The organism is Streptomyces sp. NBC_01481, from assembly GCF_026339995.1.
Taxonomy (GTDB): domain Bacteria; phylum Actinomycetota; class Actinomycetes; order Streptomycetales; family Streptomycetaceae; genus Streptomyces.
In genome coordinates, this window is the sequence record NZ_JAPEPT010000003.1 from 906,799 (window position 1) to 924,163 (window position 17,365).

Sequence of the window (17,365 nt, forward strand, 5' to 3'; positions counted from 1 at the left end):
GGCAATTCACCGACAAATAACAATCGACTTGTTAAACTCTCGATATGGCCACTCATCCCGTGCCCGGCGAAGGCCCTGTCCGGCCGGTATCCGTATCCCTCCATGAAGGAACGATCGCGGCGCTCAGGGAGCGCACCGGCAAGCGCGGCATGTCCGCGTACGTCGAAGCTCTCATTCAGCGGCAACTGGAGCGCGAACGGCTGCGCGAACTCATCGAGGACGCGGAGGCCGAGCACGGACCGGTCGACCAGGCGGCGGTCGAAGCCAAGCGGGCAGTCCTGCGCGGCGACACGGCCAGCTCGGCGGACGCCGCGTGAGCGGGACTCTTGTCCTGGACTGCGAAGGACTGTCCAAACTCGTGAGGCACTCTCCCGAGCTCACCGAGTGGCTGACCGCTGCCGAAGCCGAAGACATACGCGTGATTACCAGCTCCGTCACGCTGGTCGAAGCGCGCGATCCCAAGGTCAACCAGGCCAGATTCGACTACGCCGTCTCGCGGGTGAACATCGTCCCGCCGACGGAAGCCATCGCCCGCCACGCGAGCAAACTGCTTGCCGCGGCAGGTCTGCACGGCCAAAAGTACGCCCTCGATGCAATCGTGGCGGCCACTGCTCTGGCCTCGCCCGCCCCGGTAACCATCCTGACGTCGGATCCCGAAGATCTCCTCATGCTGTGCAGCTCCGGCGGTGTCCGCGTGATCAAGATCTGAGCCGGGTGACCGACGTCGGCAGGCGGATTTCGTCGTCCGGCCGGCTCGTTCCCCCATTCACGCCGCCCTGCGGCCCCTCCTCCCCGCCGAGCGGATGATGTCCGCGTACCTGTGCCCGCTCGCCTTGATCGTGCGGCGCTGCGTCGCGTAGTCCACGTGCACCAGGCCGAAGCGCTTTTCGTAGCCGTACGCCCACTCGAAGTTGTCCATCAGCGACCACGCGAAGTACCCGGCCACCGGGGCCCCTTGGCGGGCCGCCCGGGCGCATGCCGCCAGGTGTTCCTCCAGGTACCGCACCCGTTCCGGGTCGTCGATCGTGCCGTCCGCGCGGACCACGTCCGGGTAGGCGGAGCCGTTCTCGGTGACGTGGATGCGGCCCGCGCCGTACTCCTCGGTCAGGCGCAGCAGGAGTTGCTCCAGGCCGTCCGCGTGGACCTCCCAGTCCATGGCCGTGTGGCGGGCGTCCGGGAGGTAGATCTGTTTGGCGTGGGGCAGCGGGCCGGTGGGGTCGGCGGTGACGATCTGGCGGAAGTAGTAGTTCAGGCCCAGCCAGTCCAGCGGTGCCGCGATCGTCTCCAAGTCGCCTGCCCGCTCGGGCAGTTCGACGCCGTACAGGTCGAGCATGTCCTGCGGATAGCCGCGGCCGTGGATCGGGTCCAGCCACCAGCGGTTGGTGTGGCCGTCCGCCCGGGCCGCGGCGGCGTGGTCCTCAGGGCGGTCGGTGGCCGGTTCGATCGGGCTGAGGTTGTTGACGATGCCGACGCGGGCGTCGGGCGAGGCCGCGCGGATCGCCTGGACGGCCAGGCCGTGGCCGAGGTGCAGATGGTACGAGGCGTGCACGGCGGCCCCGATGTCCGTGAGGCCCGGTGCCATCCGGCCTTCCAGATGGCCGATCCAGGCCGAGCACAGCGGCTCGTTGAGGGTCGCCCAGTCCTTGACCCGGTCGCCGAGGCGCTCGGTGGCGACGGAGGCGTACGTCGCGAAGTGCTCGGCGGTTTCACGGGACGGCCAGCCGCCGCGGTCCTGGAGCGCCTGCGGCAGATCCCAGTGGTAGAGCGTCGCGACGGGCGTGATGCCCGCGTCCAAGAGCCCGTCCACCAGCCGGTCGTAGAAGTCCAGGCCCGCCTTGTTCACCGGACCGTCGCCGCCCGGCACGACGCGGGGCCAGGCGATCGAGAACCGGTAGGCGCCGAGGCCGAGTTGCTTCATCAGCGCGATGTCCTCGGGCCAGCGGTGGTAGTGGTCGCAGGTCACGTCGCCGGTGTCGCCGCCCGCCACCGCTCCCGGGGTGTGGGAGAAGGTGTCCCAGATCGACGGGGAGCGGCCGTCCTCGGCCACGGCACCCTCGATCTGGTACGCGGCGGTGGCCGCGCCCCAAGTGAAGTCGGCCGGAAGGGCGTTGAGGTCGTTCACGGACTGCCTTTCTGCTGGGGTCGGGGGACGGTTCACTTGACGGCGCCCGCCGTGAGGCCGGCGACGAGATAGCGCTGGAGCAGCAGGAACCCGGCGACGACGGGCACGCTGACGACGAGCGACGCGGCCATGACCTGGTTCCAGTAGACGTCGTTCTGGGTGGCGTAGCCCTTGAGCCCGACGGAGAGCGTGCGGGTGGTGTCGTTGGTCATGACGGAGGCGAACAGGACTTCGCCCCAGGCCGTCATGAAGGCGTAGACGGCCACGGCGACGATGCCGGGGACCGCTGCCGGAACGACGACCCGGAAGAGCGCGCCGAGCGCCCCGCAGCCGTCCACCATCGCGGCTTCGTCGAGATCCCGGGGGATCGAGTCGAAGTAACCGATCAGCATCCAGATGGAGAAGGGCAGCGAGAACGTCAGATAGGTGAGGATCAGTCCGCCGCGCGAGCCGTAGAGGGCGATGCCGGTGCTGTTTCCGACATTGACGAAGATCAGGAACAGCGGGAGGAGGAAGAGGATGCCGGGGAACATCTGCGTGGAGAGCACTGTGACGGTGAAGACCCGCTTCCCGCGGAAGCGGTAGCGGCTCACCGCGTAGGCGGCGAACACCGCGATCACCACGGACAGCACGGTCGCCGCGCCTGCCACGATCAGTGAGTTGAGGAAGTAGCGGGCGAGCGGCACCGTGTGCCAGATGTCGATGTACGGGCGGATCGTGAGCCCGGAGGGGATCCAACGGAACGTGCCCGACACATCCTGCAGCGGCTTGAGCGAGCTGCTGAGCATCACATAGACGGGCAGCAGCGCGAAGGCCGTCAGGAAGCTCAGGACGATACGGCGCGTCCAGACGAAGGACCGCGGCGGTGCACTGGGAGAGGCGGCCGTTCTAGGCATCGGCGCTCCTCCTTCCCCGTGAGGTTCGCGAGGTCAGCAGCAGATAGACGGCCGTGACCACCAGCAGGAAGAGCAGCAGCAGGACGGACATCGCCGAGCCCGAACCGAAGTTCCAGGTGACGAACGACGACTGGTAGATATGGATCGATATGAGGTCGGCGGCCTCCGGTGCCGCCCGCCCGAACAGCACATACGGCGTGTTGAAGTCGTTGAAGGTCCACAGGAACAGCACGAGCACCAGCACCTGGTTGACCGGCTGTAGCGACGGCAGGGTGATCCTGCGGATCTGCTGCCAGATGCCCGCGCCGTCGATCGCCGCCGCCTCGTACAGCTCGCGCGGGATGTTCTGCAGGCCCGCCATGAGGATGAGGAAGGCGAACGGCCAGGACTTCCAGACGGCCACCACGACCAGCGCGATGAAGCTGTTGTCGCCGATCAGCCAGAAGGACGGCTCGTCGGTGAGGCCGAGCTGGTCGTGCAGGACGTGATTGATCAGGCCGTTGTCGCGCTGGAACATGAAGGCCCAGGTGATGACGGCCGCGTACACGGGCAGGGCGTACGGAGTGAGGAAGACGGCCCGCAGCAGGCCCCGGCCGCGGAAGTTCTCCTGCATCATGATCGCCGCGGCCACGCCGAACAGCCAGGACAGGCCGACCGCGATGACGGTGAACACACAGGTGACGTAGAAGGAGTGGAGCAGGGCCTCGCCGAGCGGTGCGTGGAAGTCGACGGCGACCTTGTAGTTGTCGAACGCCGCCCACGGGGCCTCGCCCCAGTTGCGTACGTAGAACTGGGTGAGCTGACGGAAGCTCATCACGATGCCCATGACCATCGGGATGAGATGGACGAGCAGTTCGAGCACGACGGCGGGCAGCAGCAGAAGATAGGGCAGGCCGCCGCGGCGGATCCGGTCGGGGATGCGCGGCAGGCTCCTGCGCGCTTCCCCCTTGCCCACGCTCTCACCGCCGCCCGCCCGGTCCGTGCGGCCTTCGGTCACGGTGGCGGTCATCGCGAGGGCCTCACTGCTGCATCAGCTGCTCGGCCTTGGCCAGACGCGCTTTGACGGACTCGGTCGTCACCGGCCGTCCGGCCGCGGCATCGGCCCACAGATCCTTCACGGCCGTGCCGACGGTTGTTTCGAACTGCGACTCGGCGGGCACCTGCGGCAGCGGCGCGGCACTGGTCGCCAGCGTGTCGCGCAGCACCTTCAGGTCGGGGGCCGAGAACGCCGGATCCTGCTGCGCGGCCTTGACCGGCGGGATGGATCCGTACGTCTTGTTGAGCAGCCTCTGCTCCGCGTCGCTCGTCATGAACTTCACGAACTTCTTGGCGCCGTCGATGTTCTTGGTGTTCTTGAAGACGGCCATGTTGATCCCGGCGACCATGGAGTTGGTGTTCTGGCCGGTGCCGGGAGCACCCGCGGGGACGGGTACGGGAGCGACTCCCCAGTCGGCGGGCTTCATGCCCTGGGCGGCGAAGGTGGATGCGGCCGCCTGCCACAGCACCATGGCCGTCCTGCCGCGCGCGAAGTCCTGGAGCGACTGGTTCTGCGCGTACTCCGCGTTGCCCGGCGCGACGATCTTGTCCTTGGCCATGAAGTCGACGTACTGCTTCACGGCCGCGACCGCGCCGTCCGAGGTGAAGGTCGGTTTGGCCGAGGAGTCGAAGAAGTCCGCGCGGTGCTGCTTGCCGAGGACGAAGACCTGGTGGATGTTGTTGGCGAGGTTCCCGCCCTCGGCGCCCAGCGCCCACTTCCCGTTCTTCGAGATCTTCTTGCCGTCCGCGATTAGTTGGTCCCAGGTGGCCGGTGGCTGCGAGATCCCGGCCTCGGCGAACATCTTCTTGTTGTAGTAGAGCGCGTACGCGAGGGAGTACAGGGGCACGGCCGCCGGGTCCTTGCCCTCGGCCCCGGCCGATGCGACCGCCGAATCGACGAAGCGGTCCCGTCCGCCGATCGCGTCGAAGTTCTTCTGGTCCCAGGGCAGCAGCGCGCCGGTCGCCTGGAGGGAGGCCGACCAGGTGTTGCCAATGTTGAGGACGTCGGGACCCTGCCCGGAGGCGGTGGCGGCGAGGATCCGGTTGAGCAGATCGGACCAGGGGATCACTTCGAGCTTGACCTTGATACCCGTCTGCTTCTCGAACTTCTCCAGCTCGGGTGTGAGGATCTTCTTGTCGGCCTCGATGTTGGGGCCCTGATTGGAGGCCCAGTAGGTGAGCGTCTTCGGCGAATCGTTGCTGCCCGCTCCGTCGGCGGAGGTGCCACCGCCGCAGCCGGTGGAGGCGGCGAGCGCGGTGACGACGGCGAGGCTTGCTGCGGCTTTGAAGTTTGCTGCGGCTCTGAACGTGCGCATGAGAGGTGGCCCCTTCCCGGGGGTGGCTGCGTTCGGTTCCCGAACGGCCTCCATGACTTAATTTATGCCGTGATTTAAGAGGTGAGAGAAGGGCGCGTCAAGGCCTGTGACCGGGGTATGTTCCCTCCAGGGAAGGAGCACCATGGCGGAGCGCAACAGACGGACAGTGCGTGACCTGCGGCGGGGCAACCGCGCGCGGGTTCTGCAACGGTTGTATTTCGACGGCCCGTTGAGCCGCCAGGAGCTGGGGCCGGCCACTGGGCTGAGTTCAGGTTCCATCAGCAACGTCGTCGCGGAACTCGTCGCCGAAGGAGTGCTCGAAGAAGCCGGAGTGGTCGACTCCGACGGCGGCCGCCCGCGCACCCTGCTTCGCGTCACCCCCACCAGCGGCCTGCTGATCGGCATCGACATCGGCGAGACCCGCGTGCGCGTCGAGCTCTTCGACCTCTCGCTCACCGAACTCGCCCGCACCGAACGCCTGTTGGCCCAGCACGGCTACGACGTCGAGCGCATCGTCGCCCATGTCCGTACCGGCATAGCCGATGTCCTGGACGAGGCGGGCGTCGGTGCCGAGAGGCTGCTCGGCATCGGGATCGGCGTCCCCGGCATCATCGAGCAGGACACAGGTGCCGGAGCGACCGGCGCGATCGTCCACGGTCAGACCATCGGCTGGAGCGCCGTGCCGCTCGAGAAGCTGCTCCTGGACGCCGTCGAACTGCCTGCGGAAGTCCCGGTGTTCATCGACAACGGCGCCAAGACGCTGGGCCAGGCTGAGATGTGGTTCGGTGGCGGGCGCGGCTCCCGTGAGGCCGCCGTCGCCCTCATCGGCTCAGGAGTCGGCGCCTGTGTCGTACATGCCGCCACCCCCGACGAGAACGCCCGCAGCAGCGCCCTCGAATGGGGGCATACGACCGTGCAGATCCGGGGACGGCGCTGCCGCTGCGGCTCTCTCGGCTGCCTGGAGGCGTACGCGGGGGCCGAAGCGCTGCGCGAACGGTGGCAGGAGGCCGGCGGACCGCTCCCCGCCGACGCCGACGACGAGACCGCGCTCGCCGCCCTGCTGGCCGCGGCCTTCCCCGGCGAGGAGGGGCCGAAGCCCGACCCGGTGGCGCTCTCCCTCCTCGACGACACCGCCGAGTACCTGGGCGCGGCCGTGGCCGACCTGATCAATCTCTTCCGGCCCGAACGGATCCTGATCGGCGGCTGGGCAGGACTGCTCATCGGTCCGCATCTGCTTCCCGAAGTGCGCCGGTACGCGGGGGAGTACGCCCTGCGGCACGCGGCCGACCGCACCACCATCGAGCTGGGACGGCTCGGCCCGGACGCGGTCACGGTCGGCGCTGCGACGCTTCCGCTGGCCGACTTCCTGGCGCGCGGTGGCAGCCGCCCGGCCACAGTGCGCCGGGCCTGAACCCTTGTCATGGTCCGGGCCAAGCACCTAAGTTGACCGCTTGCGACGTGACTGCATCCGTGACCTACATGGCAGTGGGGGAGTCTCACCATGGGCGCAACCGGTCGGCACCGCCGATACCAGCCGAGCCGTATCAACCGTGCTTCCCTCACCGTCACCGCGGGCGGTGCGGGCATGGCCCTGCCGCTCATCGGCGCGGGCACGACGCACGCGGCCTCCGTGGATGTCTGGGAGAAGGTCGCGGCCTGCGAGTCCACCAACAACTGGAAGATCAACACCGGCAACGGCTACTACGGCGGGCTGCAGTTCACCCAGTCCACCTGGGAGGCGTACGGCGGCAGGCACTATGCCCCGCGCGCGGATCTGGCCAGCAAGGACCAGCAGATAGCCATCGCCGAGAAGGTACTCAAGGGCCAGGGCCCGAGGGCCTGGCCCGCCTGCTCTGCCCGCGCGGGTCTCACCCGTGGCGGCGACGCCCCCGACATCGCACCGGCCAGGGGCTTACAGACGCACAGCGAGCGGGAGACCGCACCCCGCAAGGCCACGCCGACGACCGTGCCCACGCACCGTGAGGGCTACACCGTGGCCCGCGGCGACTCGCTCTCCAAGATCGCGGATTCCGAGGACGTCGTCGGCGGCTGGCAGCGCCTGTACGCGCAGAACCGCACCGTCATCGGCAGCGACCCCGACCTGATCTTCCCCGGCCAGAAGCTGATCCTCCGCGTCGAGGTGCCAGGCAAGCCGAAGCCGACGGCGCAGCCGAAGCAGCAGGCACCCAAACAGCAGGCCCCCAAACAGCAGGCCCCCAAGCAGCAGGCACCGAAGAAGCAGACGCCGAAGCCCAAGGCCCAGCCCAAACAGCAGGCCCCCAAGCAGGCGCACGCGACCAAGCCCGTGCACAAGAGCGGATTCAGCGCGCCCGTCGAGGCGAGCGTCGGCACGCCCTACCGCAAGCCGGGCTCCGCCTGGGCCAGCGGCTACCACACGGGCGTCGACTTCCCGGTCCCCACCGGCACCTCGGTGAAGGCCGTCGCCTCCGGCCGCGTCGTCTCGGCCGGCTGGGGCGGTGCGTACGGCTACCAGGTCGTCATCCGGCATGCGGACGGCAGGTACAGCCAGTACGCGCACCTGTCGGCGCTCACTGTGCGCTCGGGCCAGCAGGTCAGCAGCGGTCAGCGGATCGCGCGCTCGGGCTCGACCGGCAACACCTCAGGGCCGCATCTGCATTTCGAAGTGCGTACAGGGCCCGGATACGGGTCCGACATCGATCCCCTCGCCTACCTCAGGTCCGGCGGCGTCAGCGTCTGAGGACAGCACCCGCCGGTCAGAGGGCCGCGGCGTACCGTCCGCGTGGAGCACCCGCGGCTCCGCGTGGCGCGCCGTCTGTCGCGAGGGCGCCGACTCCGACGCGCGTATCCGCGCCGCCGGCTCTGCCTGAGCCGGGGCTTTCGCTTCCGAACTCGTGGCCTTGATCCGTTCCGTCGTCAGCAGGATCAGCCCGCCCGCCGCCACAGCCCCGAAGGCCAGCGCGAACACCGTTCCCAGCACGCCGTACCGGAAGGTCTCGCCGAACATCGTGAGGCCGACGGCCGCCGCGATCACCGGATTGACGACCGTGACGGTGGCCAGCGGCGCCGCGAGGCCCGCGCCGTGGTACGAAGACTGAGACAGCAGCAGCCCGCCGCAGGCCAGGACGGCGATCGCCACCAGGCTCGGCCACTGGTCGAGCGGTGCCGACCACGTCCAGTCCACCGCGACGGTCTTGGTGAACACCGAGGCGATACCGAAGGCCACACCCGCCGCGGCGGCGAGCAGCACACTGCGGATGATTGGCCGGTTCACGGTCTGGGCGACCAGGAAGAGCAGCGCCACCCCGCCGAAGGTCGCACCGGCGAGCAGTCCGCGCTGCCCGCCGTCGAGCGACTGGGATGCGGATGTTCCGGTCAGCGCCAGCAGTCCGGCGAGCCCGGCCGTGGTGATGATCGCGCCGCGCCAGGCGGCCGCGCCCGCCCTGCGCCGTACGAACAGCGCGGCCATCGGCAGGGCGAAGACGATCGTCAGCGCTCCGAGCGGCTGGACCACGCTCAGCGGCCCGTACGCCAGCGCCGCGACGTGCAGGAGGGCGCCGAGGCCGTTGAGGGCGACGGCGACCCACCACGCGGCGTGGTGCAGCGGGGCGTACGGCCGGGCCGAGGTGGTGGCGGCGACATGCTCCTGCATGATCGCCCCGGCCGCATATGCGACCGCGGAGACCAGTGACAGCACCACGGCCAGCGCGAGGGAACTCATAGAGACCACGATCTCCCTCTTCAGCGTTCGCGTCGTCGTCCTTGAGCAGGCACTTGGACGTACTGCCGACGTAGTACGAGCCTAGGTCAAAAGTCCCCCTTGCGACGGGTGGGCAGGTCAGCGCGCGTGGGGACAGCCGACGCTATCGCTACCGTGACGCAGGCGGCCAGGCGCCGCGGCAGGGCTGACAAGAAGCTGACACCAGGGACGGAAACGTGGGTGTGGATCTCGACGAGGTGGCGTCCGTGGGCGGCTTCTTCGCCCTGCGGACCGGCGAGCCGGGCGAAGGGCATATGCCGCTGGCCCGGCTGTACGCGGGCGACACGGCACCCCTGACCGCCCGGGTCGACACGGTCGCCGCACGGCTGCGCACCCCCGAGCGGCGGGTCGCCGCCTCCGTCGCGCACCTCGGGTTCGCCGCCCGCCTGTGGTCGGTGGCGCTCGGCTGTGCCGCGCTGCACGGCGAGCTCCCCGATCTCGACCCCACCTTGCTGCACTGGGACCCGCGGCTCAGCGCACCCGACGATCTCTGTCTGACCGCGACCCGGACCGTGCCCGCCGCCGCGGCCACGGTTCGCGAGGTGGTCCAGTACGGCCATCTCGTACCGCTCGCCGACGCACTCACCGGCGACACCCGCATCTCACGGCAGCTGCTGTGGGGCAACGCGGGCTCCGCGCTCGCCGGAGCCGTGCGCGAACTGCGTGCCTGGGCCGGGCGCGGTGGCCGGACGGACGTCGCCGAGCGAGCCTCGGCCCTCGCCGCCGGGCTCTTCTCCCACCCCGATCTGTCCGGCACGGTCGAAGGTCCCGCCATGCGGCGGCGGACCTGCTGCCTCTACTACCGCTGCCCCGGCGGCGGGCTCTGCGGCGACTGCGTCTTCGACCGCCCGCCGCAGCACGGCTCGATGCGGTGAAGGCGGCAGAAGCGGAGTGATCCTGGCCGTGCTCTTCCCCGCACGCCGCATGTGAGTGACCATCATGAGGTGCTGTGTCTTCCCGGGGGACAACCCCCGGACCCCCGGCAGAAAGACAGGCCATCGGGGCTGAACCGACCGCCCTCGCGAGGTGAGACTCCGTGAAGGTGGGACTGCTCACGCGCGAATATCCGCCGGACGTCTACGGGGGCGCCGGTGTCCATGTGGAGTTCCTGGCCCGGGAGTTGAGAGCCCTGGCCGATCTGGAAGTGCACTGCTGGGGCGAAGGTGAGGCCGAAGGTGTCCTGCGCCACCAGGCACTCGCGGGACTAGAGAACGCCAACGACGCCCTGCGCACCTTCTCCGTCGACCTGGCGATGGCCGCCGAGCTGCAGGGCCGCGAACTGGTCCACTCCCACACCTGGTACGCCAACCTCGCCGGCCATCTCGCCAAGCTGCTCTACGGCGTCCCGCATGTGATGACCGCCCACTCGCTCGAGCCGCTGCGCCCCTGGAAGGCCGAGCAACTCGGCGGCGGATACGCGCTGTCCAGCTGGGCCGAGCGCACCGCGATCGAGGCCGCCGACGCCGTGATCGCCGTCTCTCACGGCATGCGCGCCGACATCCTCGCCTGCTATCCGGCCCTCGACCCGGACCGCGTGCGCGTCGTCCACAACGGCATCGACACCCGTATGTACCGCCCCGACGCCGACACGGACGCCCTGGAGCGCATCGGCCTCGACCCGGACCGGCCCTTCGCCCTTTTCGTCGGGCGCATCACCCGCCAGAAGGGCGTTCCGCATCTGCTGCGCGCCGCCCGCTCGTTCGACCCCGGAACTCAGCTGGTGCTCTGCGCGGGCGCCCCGGACACGCCGGAGATCGGCCGTGAATTCCGGCAGCTCGTCGACGAGTTGGAGCAAGTACGCGACGGTGTGCACTGGATTCCCGAGATGCTGCCGCGACCCCAGGTCATCCAACTCCTCAGCCACGCGACCGTGTTCATCTGCCCGTCCGTGTACGAGCCGCTGGGCATCGTCAATCTGGAGGCCATGGCCTGCGGCACGGCAGTCGTCGCGTCCGCGGTCGGAGGCATCCCCGAGGTGGTGGACGACGGACGCACCGGGCTGCTCGTGCCGTACGACGCCGATCATCCCGAAGCCTTCGAGTCGGGTCTCACCCAGTCCGTGAACCGGATACTCGACGACGCCGGACAGGCCGCCAGGATGGGCGCCGCCGGACGTGAGCGCGCGGTGCGCGAGTTCGGCTGGGACCAGGTGGCCCGGCGCACGTACGAGGTGTACGAGGAGTTGCTCAAGCAGGGGTAGCGGACACGGCATGCAGAGAGGGGCGGCGATGCGCGGTGGACCTTCGGTGCTCGGAATCGTACTGGCCGGAGGGGAGGGCAAACGGCTGATGCCGCTGACCGCCGACCGCGCGAAACCGGCGGTGACCTTCGGTGGCATGTACCGGCTCGTCGACTTCGTGCTCTCCAGCCTGGTCAACGGCGACATCCTGCGGATCTGTGTGCTCACGCAGTACAAATCCCACTCCCTGGACCGCCATGTGACCACCACCTGGCGGATGTCGAGCCTGCTCGGCAACTACGTCACGCCGGTCCCGGCACAGCAGCGGCTCGGACGGCGCTGGTATCTCGGCAGCGCGGACGCGATTCTGCAGTCCCTCAACCTCGTCAACGACGAACGGCCGGACTACATAGCGGTGTTCGGCGCGGACCATGTGTACCGGATGGACCCGCGGCAGATGCTGAAGCAGCACATCGAGGGCGGCGCGCCGGGATCAAGGTGCCGCGCTCCGAGGCGTCCTCGTTCGGGATCATCACTCCCGCATCCGACGGCGCCCGCGTCGAGAGGTTCCTGGAGAAGCCCGCCGACCCTCCCGGGCTGCCCGGCGATCCGGGCCGGGTCTTCGCCTCCATGGGCAACTATCTCTTCACCACCAAGGTCCTCGTCGACGCGCTCCACCGGGACGCGGAGGACACGCACTCCGTCCATGACATGGGCGGCTCGATCCTGCCGATGCTCACCGAGCGGGGTATGGCGCAGCTCTACGACTTCGATGAGAACCATGTGCCCGGCGAGAGCGCCCGGGAGCACGGTTACTGGCGCGATGTGGGCACGCTCGACACGTACTACGAGGCGCATATGGATCTGATCTCGGACCGCCCGGTCTTCGACCTCGACAACCGCCGCTGGCCCATCTACACCCACCCCGGGCAGCTGCCGCCGGCCCGGTTCATCGGCGCGGGCATCGCGAGCGAGTCCGTCGTCAGCCCGGGCTGCATCGTCCGCGGACAGGTCACCCGCTCCGTCCTCTCGCCGGGTGTGACGGTGGGGGAGGGAGCGGTGGTGCAGGGCTCGGTCCTCCACGACAACGTGCGTATCGGTCGTGGAGCGGTGGTGCGCGGCTCGATTCTCGACAAGAACGTCGATGTCCCGCCCGGCGCGACGATCGGTGTCAATCCCGAGCGTGACCAGGAGCTTTACACCGTATCCAAGAACGGAGTCATCGCGCTGGGCAAGGGCCGGCCGGTGCTCTGAAGCCGCAACGCGGCGCCATGGCCGATTGCCGATCACCCCCCGCGGGAATCACTGGGGTGAGGGGCCTGTCGTTGCGCCTGGACCGCGGACAAAAGCCCCACTTGGCGTTCCTGGCTGGTTCCGACCGGAAACGGAGTGATGACATGCGTGCGCACAGACGCTCCGGTCGGCGCGCCGCATGCGCGACGTATCTCCTGCCCCAGGCGGAGAACTCCGCCCGCTGGGCACGTCACCTGACGACTGCCTTCCTCACCCGGGGCTGCGGCGAGAAGCTGTCCGGCGACCAGGTGGAGGACGCGACCCTGGTCGTGTCCGAGCTGGTCACCAACGCCACCCGGCACGGCAGGAGCAGCTGCCGGCTGCGGCTGCACGTCGACCCGGGGCTGGTCACCGTCGAGGTGGAGGACGCCAGTCCGGTACACCCGCGGCTGTGCTCGCCGCTGGACCTGGACGAGGGCGGACGGGGCATCGTGATGGTGCGGGAGCTGTCGCAGCACTTCGCGGTACGGGGCGGACCCGGGGGCGGCAAGACCGTACAGGCGGTGCTCGCCGCGTCCTGAGGCCCAGATCCTCAAGGGCGCCGCCTCAGCACGGCTGACGCCACACCCTTCGCGAAGGGCGTCAGCGCCGCACAGTCGTCGTACTGTGCGCACTCCTCGTTCACCGCCAAGTCGAAGTCCCCTACCAGCTGGGCGACTTGGGGAAGGTCGTTCTTGGCAGGTCCATGCGCCCTGCCACCAGCGGGCGCAGGGTGTCGAGCCGCCGGATGTCGAGCCGGCGCTCGCCCAGTCGTTGGGTCTGCCCAGTACGGATGCCGTGAAGTCCTGTGGTCTGGACGGAACGACTCCCACGCGCCGCACGCCGACAACGAAATGAGTCTGGACAAAAAAAGTTGTCGGTGAGAGAGTGAAGCCATGTTGGACGTGACCGTGATCGAGGACTCGGCGGCTGCCGCCGTCTCGCTGGACCCCATGCGCTCCCGGCTGCTCGCCGAGCTCGCCGCCGGTCCGGCGTCGGCGGCCATGCTGGCCGCCCGGGTCGGGCTGCCCCGCCAGAAGGTGAACTACCACCTCAAGGCACTGGAGCGGCACGGCCTGGTCGAGCTCGCCGGCGAGCGCAGGAAGGGCAATGTCACCGAGCGGCTGATGCGGGCCACCGCGGCCTCGTACGTCATCTCGCCGCTCGCCCTGGCTGCCGTGCAGCCCGACCCGGGCCGCTTCCGCGACCAGCTCTCCGCCCGCTGGATGCTCGCGGTCGCCGCGCGGCTCGTGCGCGACGTGGGCACGCTGATCACGGGCGCCGCCAAGGCCCGTAAACGGCTCGCCACCTACGCCCTCGACGGCGAGGTGCGCTTCGCCTCGGCCGCCGACCGGGCCGCGTTCGTGGAGGAGCTGACGCAGGGCGTCGGCGCGCTGATCGCCAAGTACCACGACCAGGACGCGCCGGGCGGCCGAGAGCACCGCATCGTCGTCGCCCTCCACCCCACGGTGAAAACACCACCCTCCGTCCCCGCCATTGAGAACGCGCCCGAGAGCGCCTGAGTACCTGGAGTCACCATGTCCAAGGAGTTCGAGATCGTCCGCGAGTTCGAGGTCGACGCAAGCCCCGAAGAGGTCTGGGAGGCGATCACCTCCGGCACGGGAGGCTGGCTGTGGCCCTTGGAGTACGAGCCCAAGAAAGGCGGCGCCGGGCCCTTCGGCAGCACCGTCACCGAATGGGATCCGCCCCGCCGGCTGACCGGGCGCACGGAGAACGTGGAGGGCATTCCCCAGCAGACGTACAACCAGCTCGACCATGTCATCGAGCCGCGTGAGGGCGGCGGCTCCTGGGTGCGCTATGTGCACAGCGGCATCTTCGTCGATGACTGGGACAACCAGTACGACGGTGCGAGCAAGCACACGGACTTCTATCTGCACACCCTGCGGCAGTACTTGAAGCACTTCACCGGCCGGGCGGTCACCTTCACCACCCTGGACGCTCCCGCCGCCTCGAACACCCCGGGCGCCCTGGAGGTCGTCAGCCGCGGACTCGGGCTGCCGGACGACTCCGCCGAGGGCGCGACCGTACGGGTCGAGGTGCCGGGCGCCGGCCAGGTCGACGCGGTCCTCGACTACCGCAACCCGTACTTTGTCGGGCTGCGCACGGACGAGGCGATGTACCGCCTCTTCGGCCGCAACCACTTCGGTGCGCCGGTCGGTGTCAGCGTGCACGACTTCGCGAGCGGCGCGGACGCGGGGAAGAACGAGGACGCCTGGCGGACGTGGCTGACCGGCCTGTTCGCGTGACCCGGTCGGGAACTCGCAGGGGCCTTCGCCCGCGGACCCGGGTCCGCGGGCGAGGTCCTGTCCCGAAGCCGCCGGTCACGGGATTTTGTCGTCACCCTTTTGCTCAGTAAAGTTGCGCTTTTGAAAACCCCTGCGTACGAGTGACTGAGGAACGGCAAAGGCAATGACGGTGACAGAGGACAGCCCGGCGTTCGGCCCGGGCATCGACCCGGAGCGCCTGGCCGTCTGCCTCAGCGTGCTCGACGAGCTCGACAAGCTGGACGTCGACCACCCCGACGCGATCATGGTGCGCCGCGCCACCGCGGGCATCTACCGCACCGTGAAGCAGCGCCGCCGCCAGGAGCGCCGGGCCTCCAAGACCGCCCACGACAAGGCGGTCACCGAGGCCACCGCGACCGGTTCCGCAGAGCGCATCGACGACGAGACCGAAGGTCTGCTGCCGTCCTCCTCGGTCAGCGGCGAGATCGCGGGGATACTCCAGCGCCCCCGGTCCTGCTACATCTGCAAGACCCGCTATGTCGAGGTCGACGCCTTCTACCACCAGCTGTGCCAGAAGTGCGCGGCCGAGAACCGCGCCCGCCGTGACGCCCGTACCGATCTGACCGGCAAGCGCGCCCTTCTCACCGGCGGCCGAGCCAAGATCGGTATGTACATCGCGCTGCGACTGCTGCGTGACGGTGCCCACACCACCATCACCACCCGCTTCCCCAACGACGCGATCCGCCGCTTCAAGGCGATGCCGGACAGGGACGAGTGGATCCACCGCCTCAAGATCGTCGGCATCGATCTGCGTGACCCCGCCCAGGTCGTCGCGCTCGCCGACTCGGTGGCCGCCGAAGGCCCGCTGGACATCCTGATCAACAACGCCGCCCAGACCGTACGCCGCTCCCCGGGGGCCTACAGCGAACTGGTCGCCGCCGAGTCCGCGCCGCTGCCCGCCGGCGAGCTGCCGCCCGCCCAGGTCATTGGCACCTTCGGCAGCGGTGCCGTGGATTCCGTGGCCGCGCTGCCCTCCGGCGCGGGCGAGGGCCTGAGTGCCCAGGACGTCACAGAGCTGGCACTTGTCAGCGGCTCGGCCTCACTGGAGCGCATCGCCGCGGGCACCGCCATCGACGCCGGCGGTCTCGTCCCCGATCTGCACGACACCAACAGCTGGATCCAGACGGTCTCGGAGGTGGACCCGGTCGAGCTGCTCGAAGTGCAGCTGTGCAACTCCACCGCGCCCTTCATCCTGATCAGCCGGCTCCGCCCGGTCATGGCCGCCTCGCGGGGCAAGCGCACCTATGTGGTGAACGTCTCCGCGATGGAGGGCGTCTTCAGCCGCGGCTACAAGGGCGCGGGCCATCCGCACACCAACATGGCCAAGGCCGCGCTGAACATGCTCACCCGCACCAGCGCCCAGGAGATGTTCGAGACCGACGGCATTCTGATGACCGCCGTGGACACCGGCTGGATCACCGACGAGCGCCCGCATCCGGACAAGATGCGCCTGGCTGACGAGGGCTTCCACGCCCCGCTCGACCTGGTCGACGGCGCGGCCCGCGTCTACGACCCGATCGTGCGCGGCGAGGACGGCGAGGACCTCTACGGCTGCTTCCTCAAGGACTACGCTCCGGCGAACTGGTAGAGCTGTAGAGCTCAGGCCATGTCCGGTCGATCAGGCCGGACACGCCCCAGCTGATCGTGGAAGGCGTACGAGCCGGTGCCCGCCGCCGAGCCACAGCACCGCCCGCGCCACGTCGTCGGGCTCGCCGATCCGGCCCAGCGGCAGACCTTCGGCGATGCGCCGCTCGGCGTCCTCCCAGACGAAACGGGCTATTTCGGTGCGAAATAGCCCGGGTGAGACGGCGTTCACGCGTACACCCGGGGCGAGTTCGCCCGCGAGCTGCTGGGTGAGGTGCGACAGAGCTGCCTTGCTGGTGCCGTACGCGCCGTGAACGCGTGGCGCCATTCGTCGGGATCGGCCTCCATCGGCGGGCCGTAGGGGGCGTTGGTCGCGGCGTTGTTGACCAGGATGTCGAGCCGCCCGAACTCCCGCAGCGCGAGTTCGGTGCACCGGCCGAGATGCTCCGGGTCCCCGACGCTGCCCGCGCAGCCGGCGGCGTGCGCGCCCGACTTCCGCAGCCCGGCCACCGCTTCTGTTACTCCATCCGTGTTCCGGGCGGAGACCACCACCTTCGCACCGGCCGCGGCCAGTGCCCCGGCGACTGCGCGGCCGATACCCCGTGAAGCCCCCGTCACCAGGGCCGTTCTGGCTTCGAGGCAGCGCTCTGCCCGCCCGGAAATCATCCGCGTACGACCCCACAAAGCCCCGCACAGAGATAGATCGTTGGCCGGAATTGGGTTGGTTTACAGGAGATTTACAGGCCCCATCGAGCAGGGGGCCGCTCATATGGTTACCCTGGGGTGAACGGACGCCACCAAGGGACCCACGAAACTCCCTTGGCCGTCCTGGGACAAGTCTGCAACCAGGCTGCGGTCCCGCCCGAGTAACGGCGCCACCGCGACCCGAACTGCCCTGTCCCAGTTACGCGACACA

Annotated in this window: 15 protein-coding genes and 3 pseudogenes; 11 read left to right on the plus strand and 7 right to left on the minus strand. The window is 69.3% G+C overall.

All coding sequences use genetic code 11. The features are described from left to right. Nucleotides 1-44 precede the first annotated feature (44 nt). Together OOK40_RS20665 and OOK40_RS20670 are read left to right on the plus strand one after the other, a co-directional pair. Nucleotides 45-317, plus strand: a complete 273-nt coding sequence (locus OOK40_RS20665; RefSeq protein ID WP_266483829.1) for a hypothetical protein — start codon at nt 45-47, stop codon at nt 315-317. After that, nucleotides 314-709, plus strand: coding sequence for a type II toxin-antitoxin system VapC family toxin (locus tag OOK40_RS20670; protein WP_266483832.1), 396 nt, complete (start codon nt 314-316; stop codon nt 707-709). Before OOK40_RS20665 ends, OOK40_RS20670 begins: the two co-directional genes overlap by 4 nt. A gap of 57 nt (nt 710-766) precedes the next feature. Here the strand turns inward: OOK40_RS20670 and OOK40_RS20675 are convergent, their stop codons facing one another. From OOK40_RS20675 to OOK40_RS20690, 4 genes are read right to left on the minus strand one after another with little or no spacing between them, the layout of a single operon-like run. Then, nucleotides 767-2,122 (minus strand): GH1 family beta-glucosidase, encoded by a 1,356-nt coding sequence (locus OOK40_RS20675; RefSeq protein ID WP_266483835.1) that lies wholly within the window; start codon nt 2,120-2,122, stop codon nt 767-769. Nucleotides 2,123-2,154: 32 nt separating this feature from the next. Continuing rightward, nucleotides 2,155-3,018: a carbohydrate ABC transporter permease gene (locus OOK40_RS20680; RefSeq protein WP_266483838.1), complete on the minus strand. Its 864-nt coding sequence runs from the start codon at nt 3,016-3,018 to the stop codon at nt 2,155-2,157. Further along, nucleotides 3,011-4,027, minus strand: a complete 1,017-nt coding sequence (locus OOK40_RS20685) for a carbohydrate ABC transporter permease (protein WP_266483840.1) — start codon at nt 4,025-4,027, stop codon at nt 3,011-3,013. Before OOK40_RS20685 ends, OOK40_RS20680 begins: the two co-directional genes overlap by 8 nt. 10 nt (nt 4,028-4,037) lie before the next feature. Beyond that, on the minus strand, nt 4,038-5,369 hold the full coding sequence (locus tag OOK40_RS20690; RefSeq protein ID WP_266483842.1) for an ABC transporter substrate-binding protein: 1,332 nt from the start codon (nt 5,367-5,369) through the stop codon (nt 4,038-4,040). A gap of 142 nt (nt 5,370-5,511) precedes the next feature. On the opposite strand from OOK40_RS20690, the gene OOK40_RS20695 reads away from it, so the two are divergent. Both OOK40_RS20695 and OOK40_RS20700 read left to right on the plus strand, forming a co-directional pair. Further along, nucleotides 5,512-6,780, plus strand: a complete 1,269-nt coding sequence (locus tag OOK40_RS20695; RefSeq protein ID WP_266483843.1) for an ROK family transcriptional regulator — start codon at nt 5,512-5,514, stop codon at nt 6,778-6,780. 90 nt (nt 6,781-6,870) lie between these two features. Next, entirely contained in the window at nt 6,871-8,088 is a 1,218-nt protein-coding gene (locus OOK40_RS20700) for a transglycosylase family protein (RefSeq protein ID WP_266483845.1), read from the plus strand. Here the strand turns inward: OOK40_RS20700 and OOK40_RS20705 are convergent. After that, nucleotides 7,990-9,069 carry a DMT family transporter gene (locus OOK40_RS20705; protein ID WP_266483847.1) on the minus strand — a complete coding sequence of 360 codons (1,080 nt, stop codon included), beginning with the start codon at nt 9,067-9,069 and terminating at the stop codon, nt 7,990-7,992. The genes OOK40_RS20700 and OOK40_RS20705 overlap by 99 nt on opposite strands. Before the next feature lie 221 nt (nt 9,070-9,290). Between OOK40_RS20705 and OOK40_RS20710 the strand changes: the two genes are divergently transcribed. The 4 genes and pseudogenes from OOK40_RS20710 (at nt 9,291) to OOK40_RS20725 (ending at nt 13,101) form a co-directional block, all read left to right on the plus strand. After that, nucleotides 9,291-9,983, plus strand: coding sequence for a (2Fe-2S)-binding protein (locus OOK40_RS20710; RefSeq protein ID WP_266484489.1), 693 nt, complete (start codon nt 9,291-9,293; stop codon nt 9,981-9,983). A gap of 161 nt (nt 9,984-10,144) precedes the next feature. Next, nucleotides 10,145-11,308, plus strand: a complete 1,164-nt coding sequence (glgA, locus tag OOK40_RS20715; RefSeq protein ID WP_266483849.1) for a glycogen synthase — start codon at nt 10,145-10,147, stop codon at nt 11,306-11,308. A 28-nt stretch (nt 11,309-11,336) separates the two neighbouring features. Continuing rightward, nucleotides 11,337-12,541, plus strand: a pseudogene (locus OOK40_RS20720) (glucose-1-phosphate adenylyltransferase). A gap of 143 nt (nt 12,542-12,684) precedes the next feature. Beyond that, complete coding sequence (locus OOK40_RS20725) at nt 12,685-13,101, plus strand: ATP-binding protein (RefSeq protein ID WP_266483851.1); 417 nt, start codon at nt 12,685-12,687, stop codon at nt 13,099-13,101. A gap of 47 nt (nt 13,102-13,148) precedes the next feature. Here OOK40_RS20725 and OOK40_RS20730 read toward each other — a convergent pair. Then, a pseudogene (locus OOK40_RS20730) lies at nt 13,149-13,256 on the minus strand (endo alpha-1,4 polygalactosaminidase); the annotation flags it as partial. A gap of 199 nt (nt 13,257-13,455) precedes the next feature. Between OOK40_RS20730 and OOK40_RS20735 the strand changes: the two are divergent. The 3 genes from OOK40_RS20735 (at nt 13,456) to OOK40_RS20745 (ending at nt 16,453) form a co-directional block, all read left to right on the plus strand. Further along, entirely contained in the window at nt 13,456-14,082 is a 627-nt protein-coding gene (locus tag OOK40_RS20735; RefSeq protein ID WP_266483855.1) for a helix-turn-helix domain-containing protein, read from the plus strand. Nucleotides 14,083-14,097: 15 nt separating this feature from the next. Continuing rightward, the gene (locus tag OOK40_RS20740) at nt 14,098-14,826 is read left to right on the plus strand and encodes an SRPBCC domain-containing protein (RefSeq protein ID WP_266483858.1); all 729 of its coding nucleotides are present in this window, start codon (nt 14,098-14,100) and stop codon (nt 14,824-14,826) included. Between the two features lie 163 nt (nt 14,827-14,989). Next, nucleotides 14,990-16,453, plus strand: coding sequence for an SDR family oxidoreductase (locus OOK40_RS20745; RefSeq protein ID WP_266483860.1), 1,464 nt, complete (start codon nt 14,990-14,992; stop codon nt 16,451-16,453). A gap of 87 nt (nt 16,454-16,540) precedes the next feature. On the opposite strand, the pseudogene OOK40_RS20750 reads toward OOK40_RS20745, so the two are convergent. Further along, nucleotides 16,541-17,115, minus strand: a pseudogene (locus OOK40_RS20750) (SDR family oxidoreductase); the annotation flags it as partial. Between the last annotated feature and the right edge of the window lie 250 nt (nt 17,116-17,365).

Coding starts and splice junctions, on each gene's coding strand:
- OOK40_RS20725 (WP_266483851.1), top strand. CDS start 12,685: ATGCGTGCGCACAGACGCTCCGGTCGGCGCGCCGCATGCGCGACGTAT.
- OOK40_RS20680 (WP_266483838.1), bottom strand. CDS start 3,018: ATGCCTAGAACGGCCGCCTCTCCCAGTGCACCGCCGCGGTCCTTCGTC.
- OOK40_RS20665 (WP_266483829.1), top strand. CDS start 45: ATGGCCACTCATCCCGTGCCCGGCGAAGGCCCTGTCCGGCCGGTATCC.
- OOK40_RS20700 (WP_266483845.1), top strand. CDS start 6,871: ATGGGCGCAACCGGTCGGCACCGCCGATACCAGCCGAGCCGTATCAAC.
- OOK40_RS20745 (WP_266483860.1), top strand. CDS start 14,990: ATGACGGTGACAGAGGACAGCCCGGCGTTCGGCCCGGGCATCGACCCG.
- OOK40_RS20685 (WP_266483840.1), bottom strand. CDS start 4,027: ATGACCGCCACCGTGACCGAAGGCCGCACGGACCGGGCGGGCGGCGGT.
- OOK40_RS20695 (WP_266483843.1), top strand. CDS start 5,512: ATGGCGGAGCGCAACAGACGGACAGTGCGTGACCTGCGGCGGGGCAAC.
- OOK40_RS20690 (WP_266483842.1), bottom strand. CDS start 5,369: ATGCGCACGTTCAGAGCCGCAGCAAACTTCAAAGCCGCAGCAAGCCTC.
- OOK40_RS20740 (WP_266483858.1), top strand. CDS start 14,098: ATGTCCAAGGAGTTCGAGATCGTCCGCGAGTTCGAGGTCGACGCAAGC.
- OOK40_RS20705 (WP_266483847.1), bottom strand. CDS start 9,069: ATGAGTTCCCTCGCGCTGGCCGTGGTGCTGTCACTGGTCTCCGCGGTC.
- OOK40_RS20735 (WP_266483855.1), top strand. CDS start 13,456: ATGTTGGACGTGACCGTGATCGAGGACTCGGCGGCTGCCGCCGTCTCG.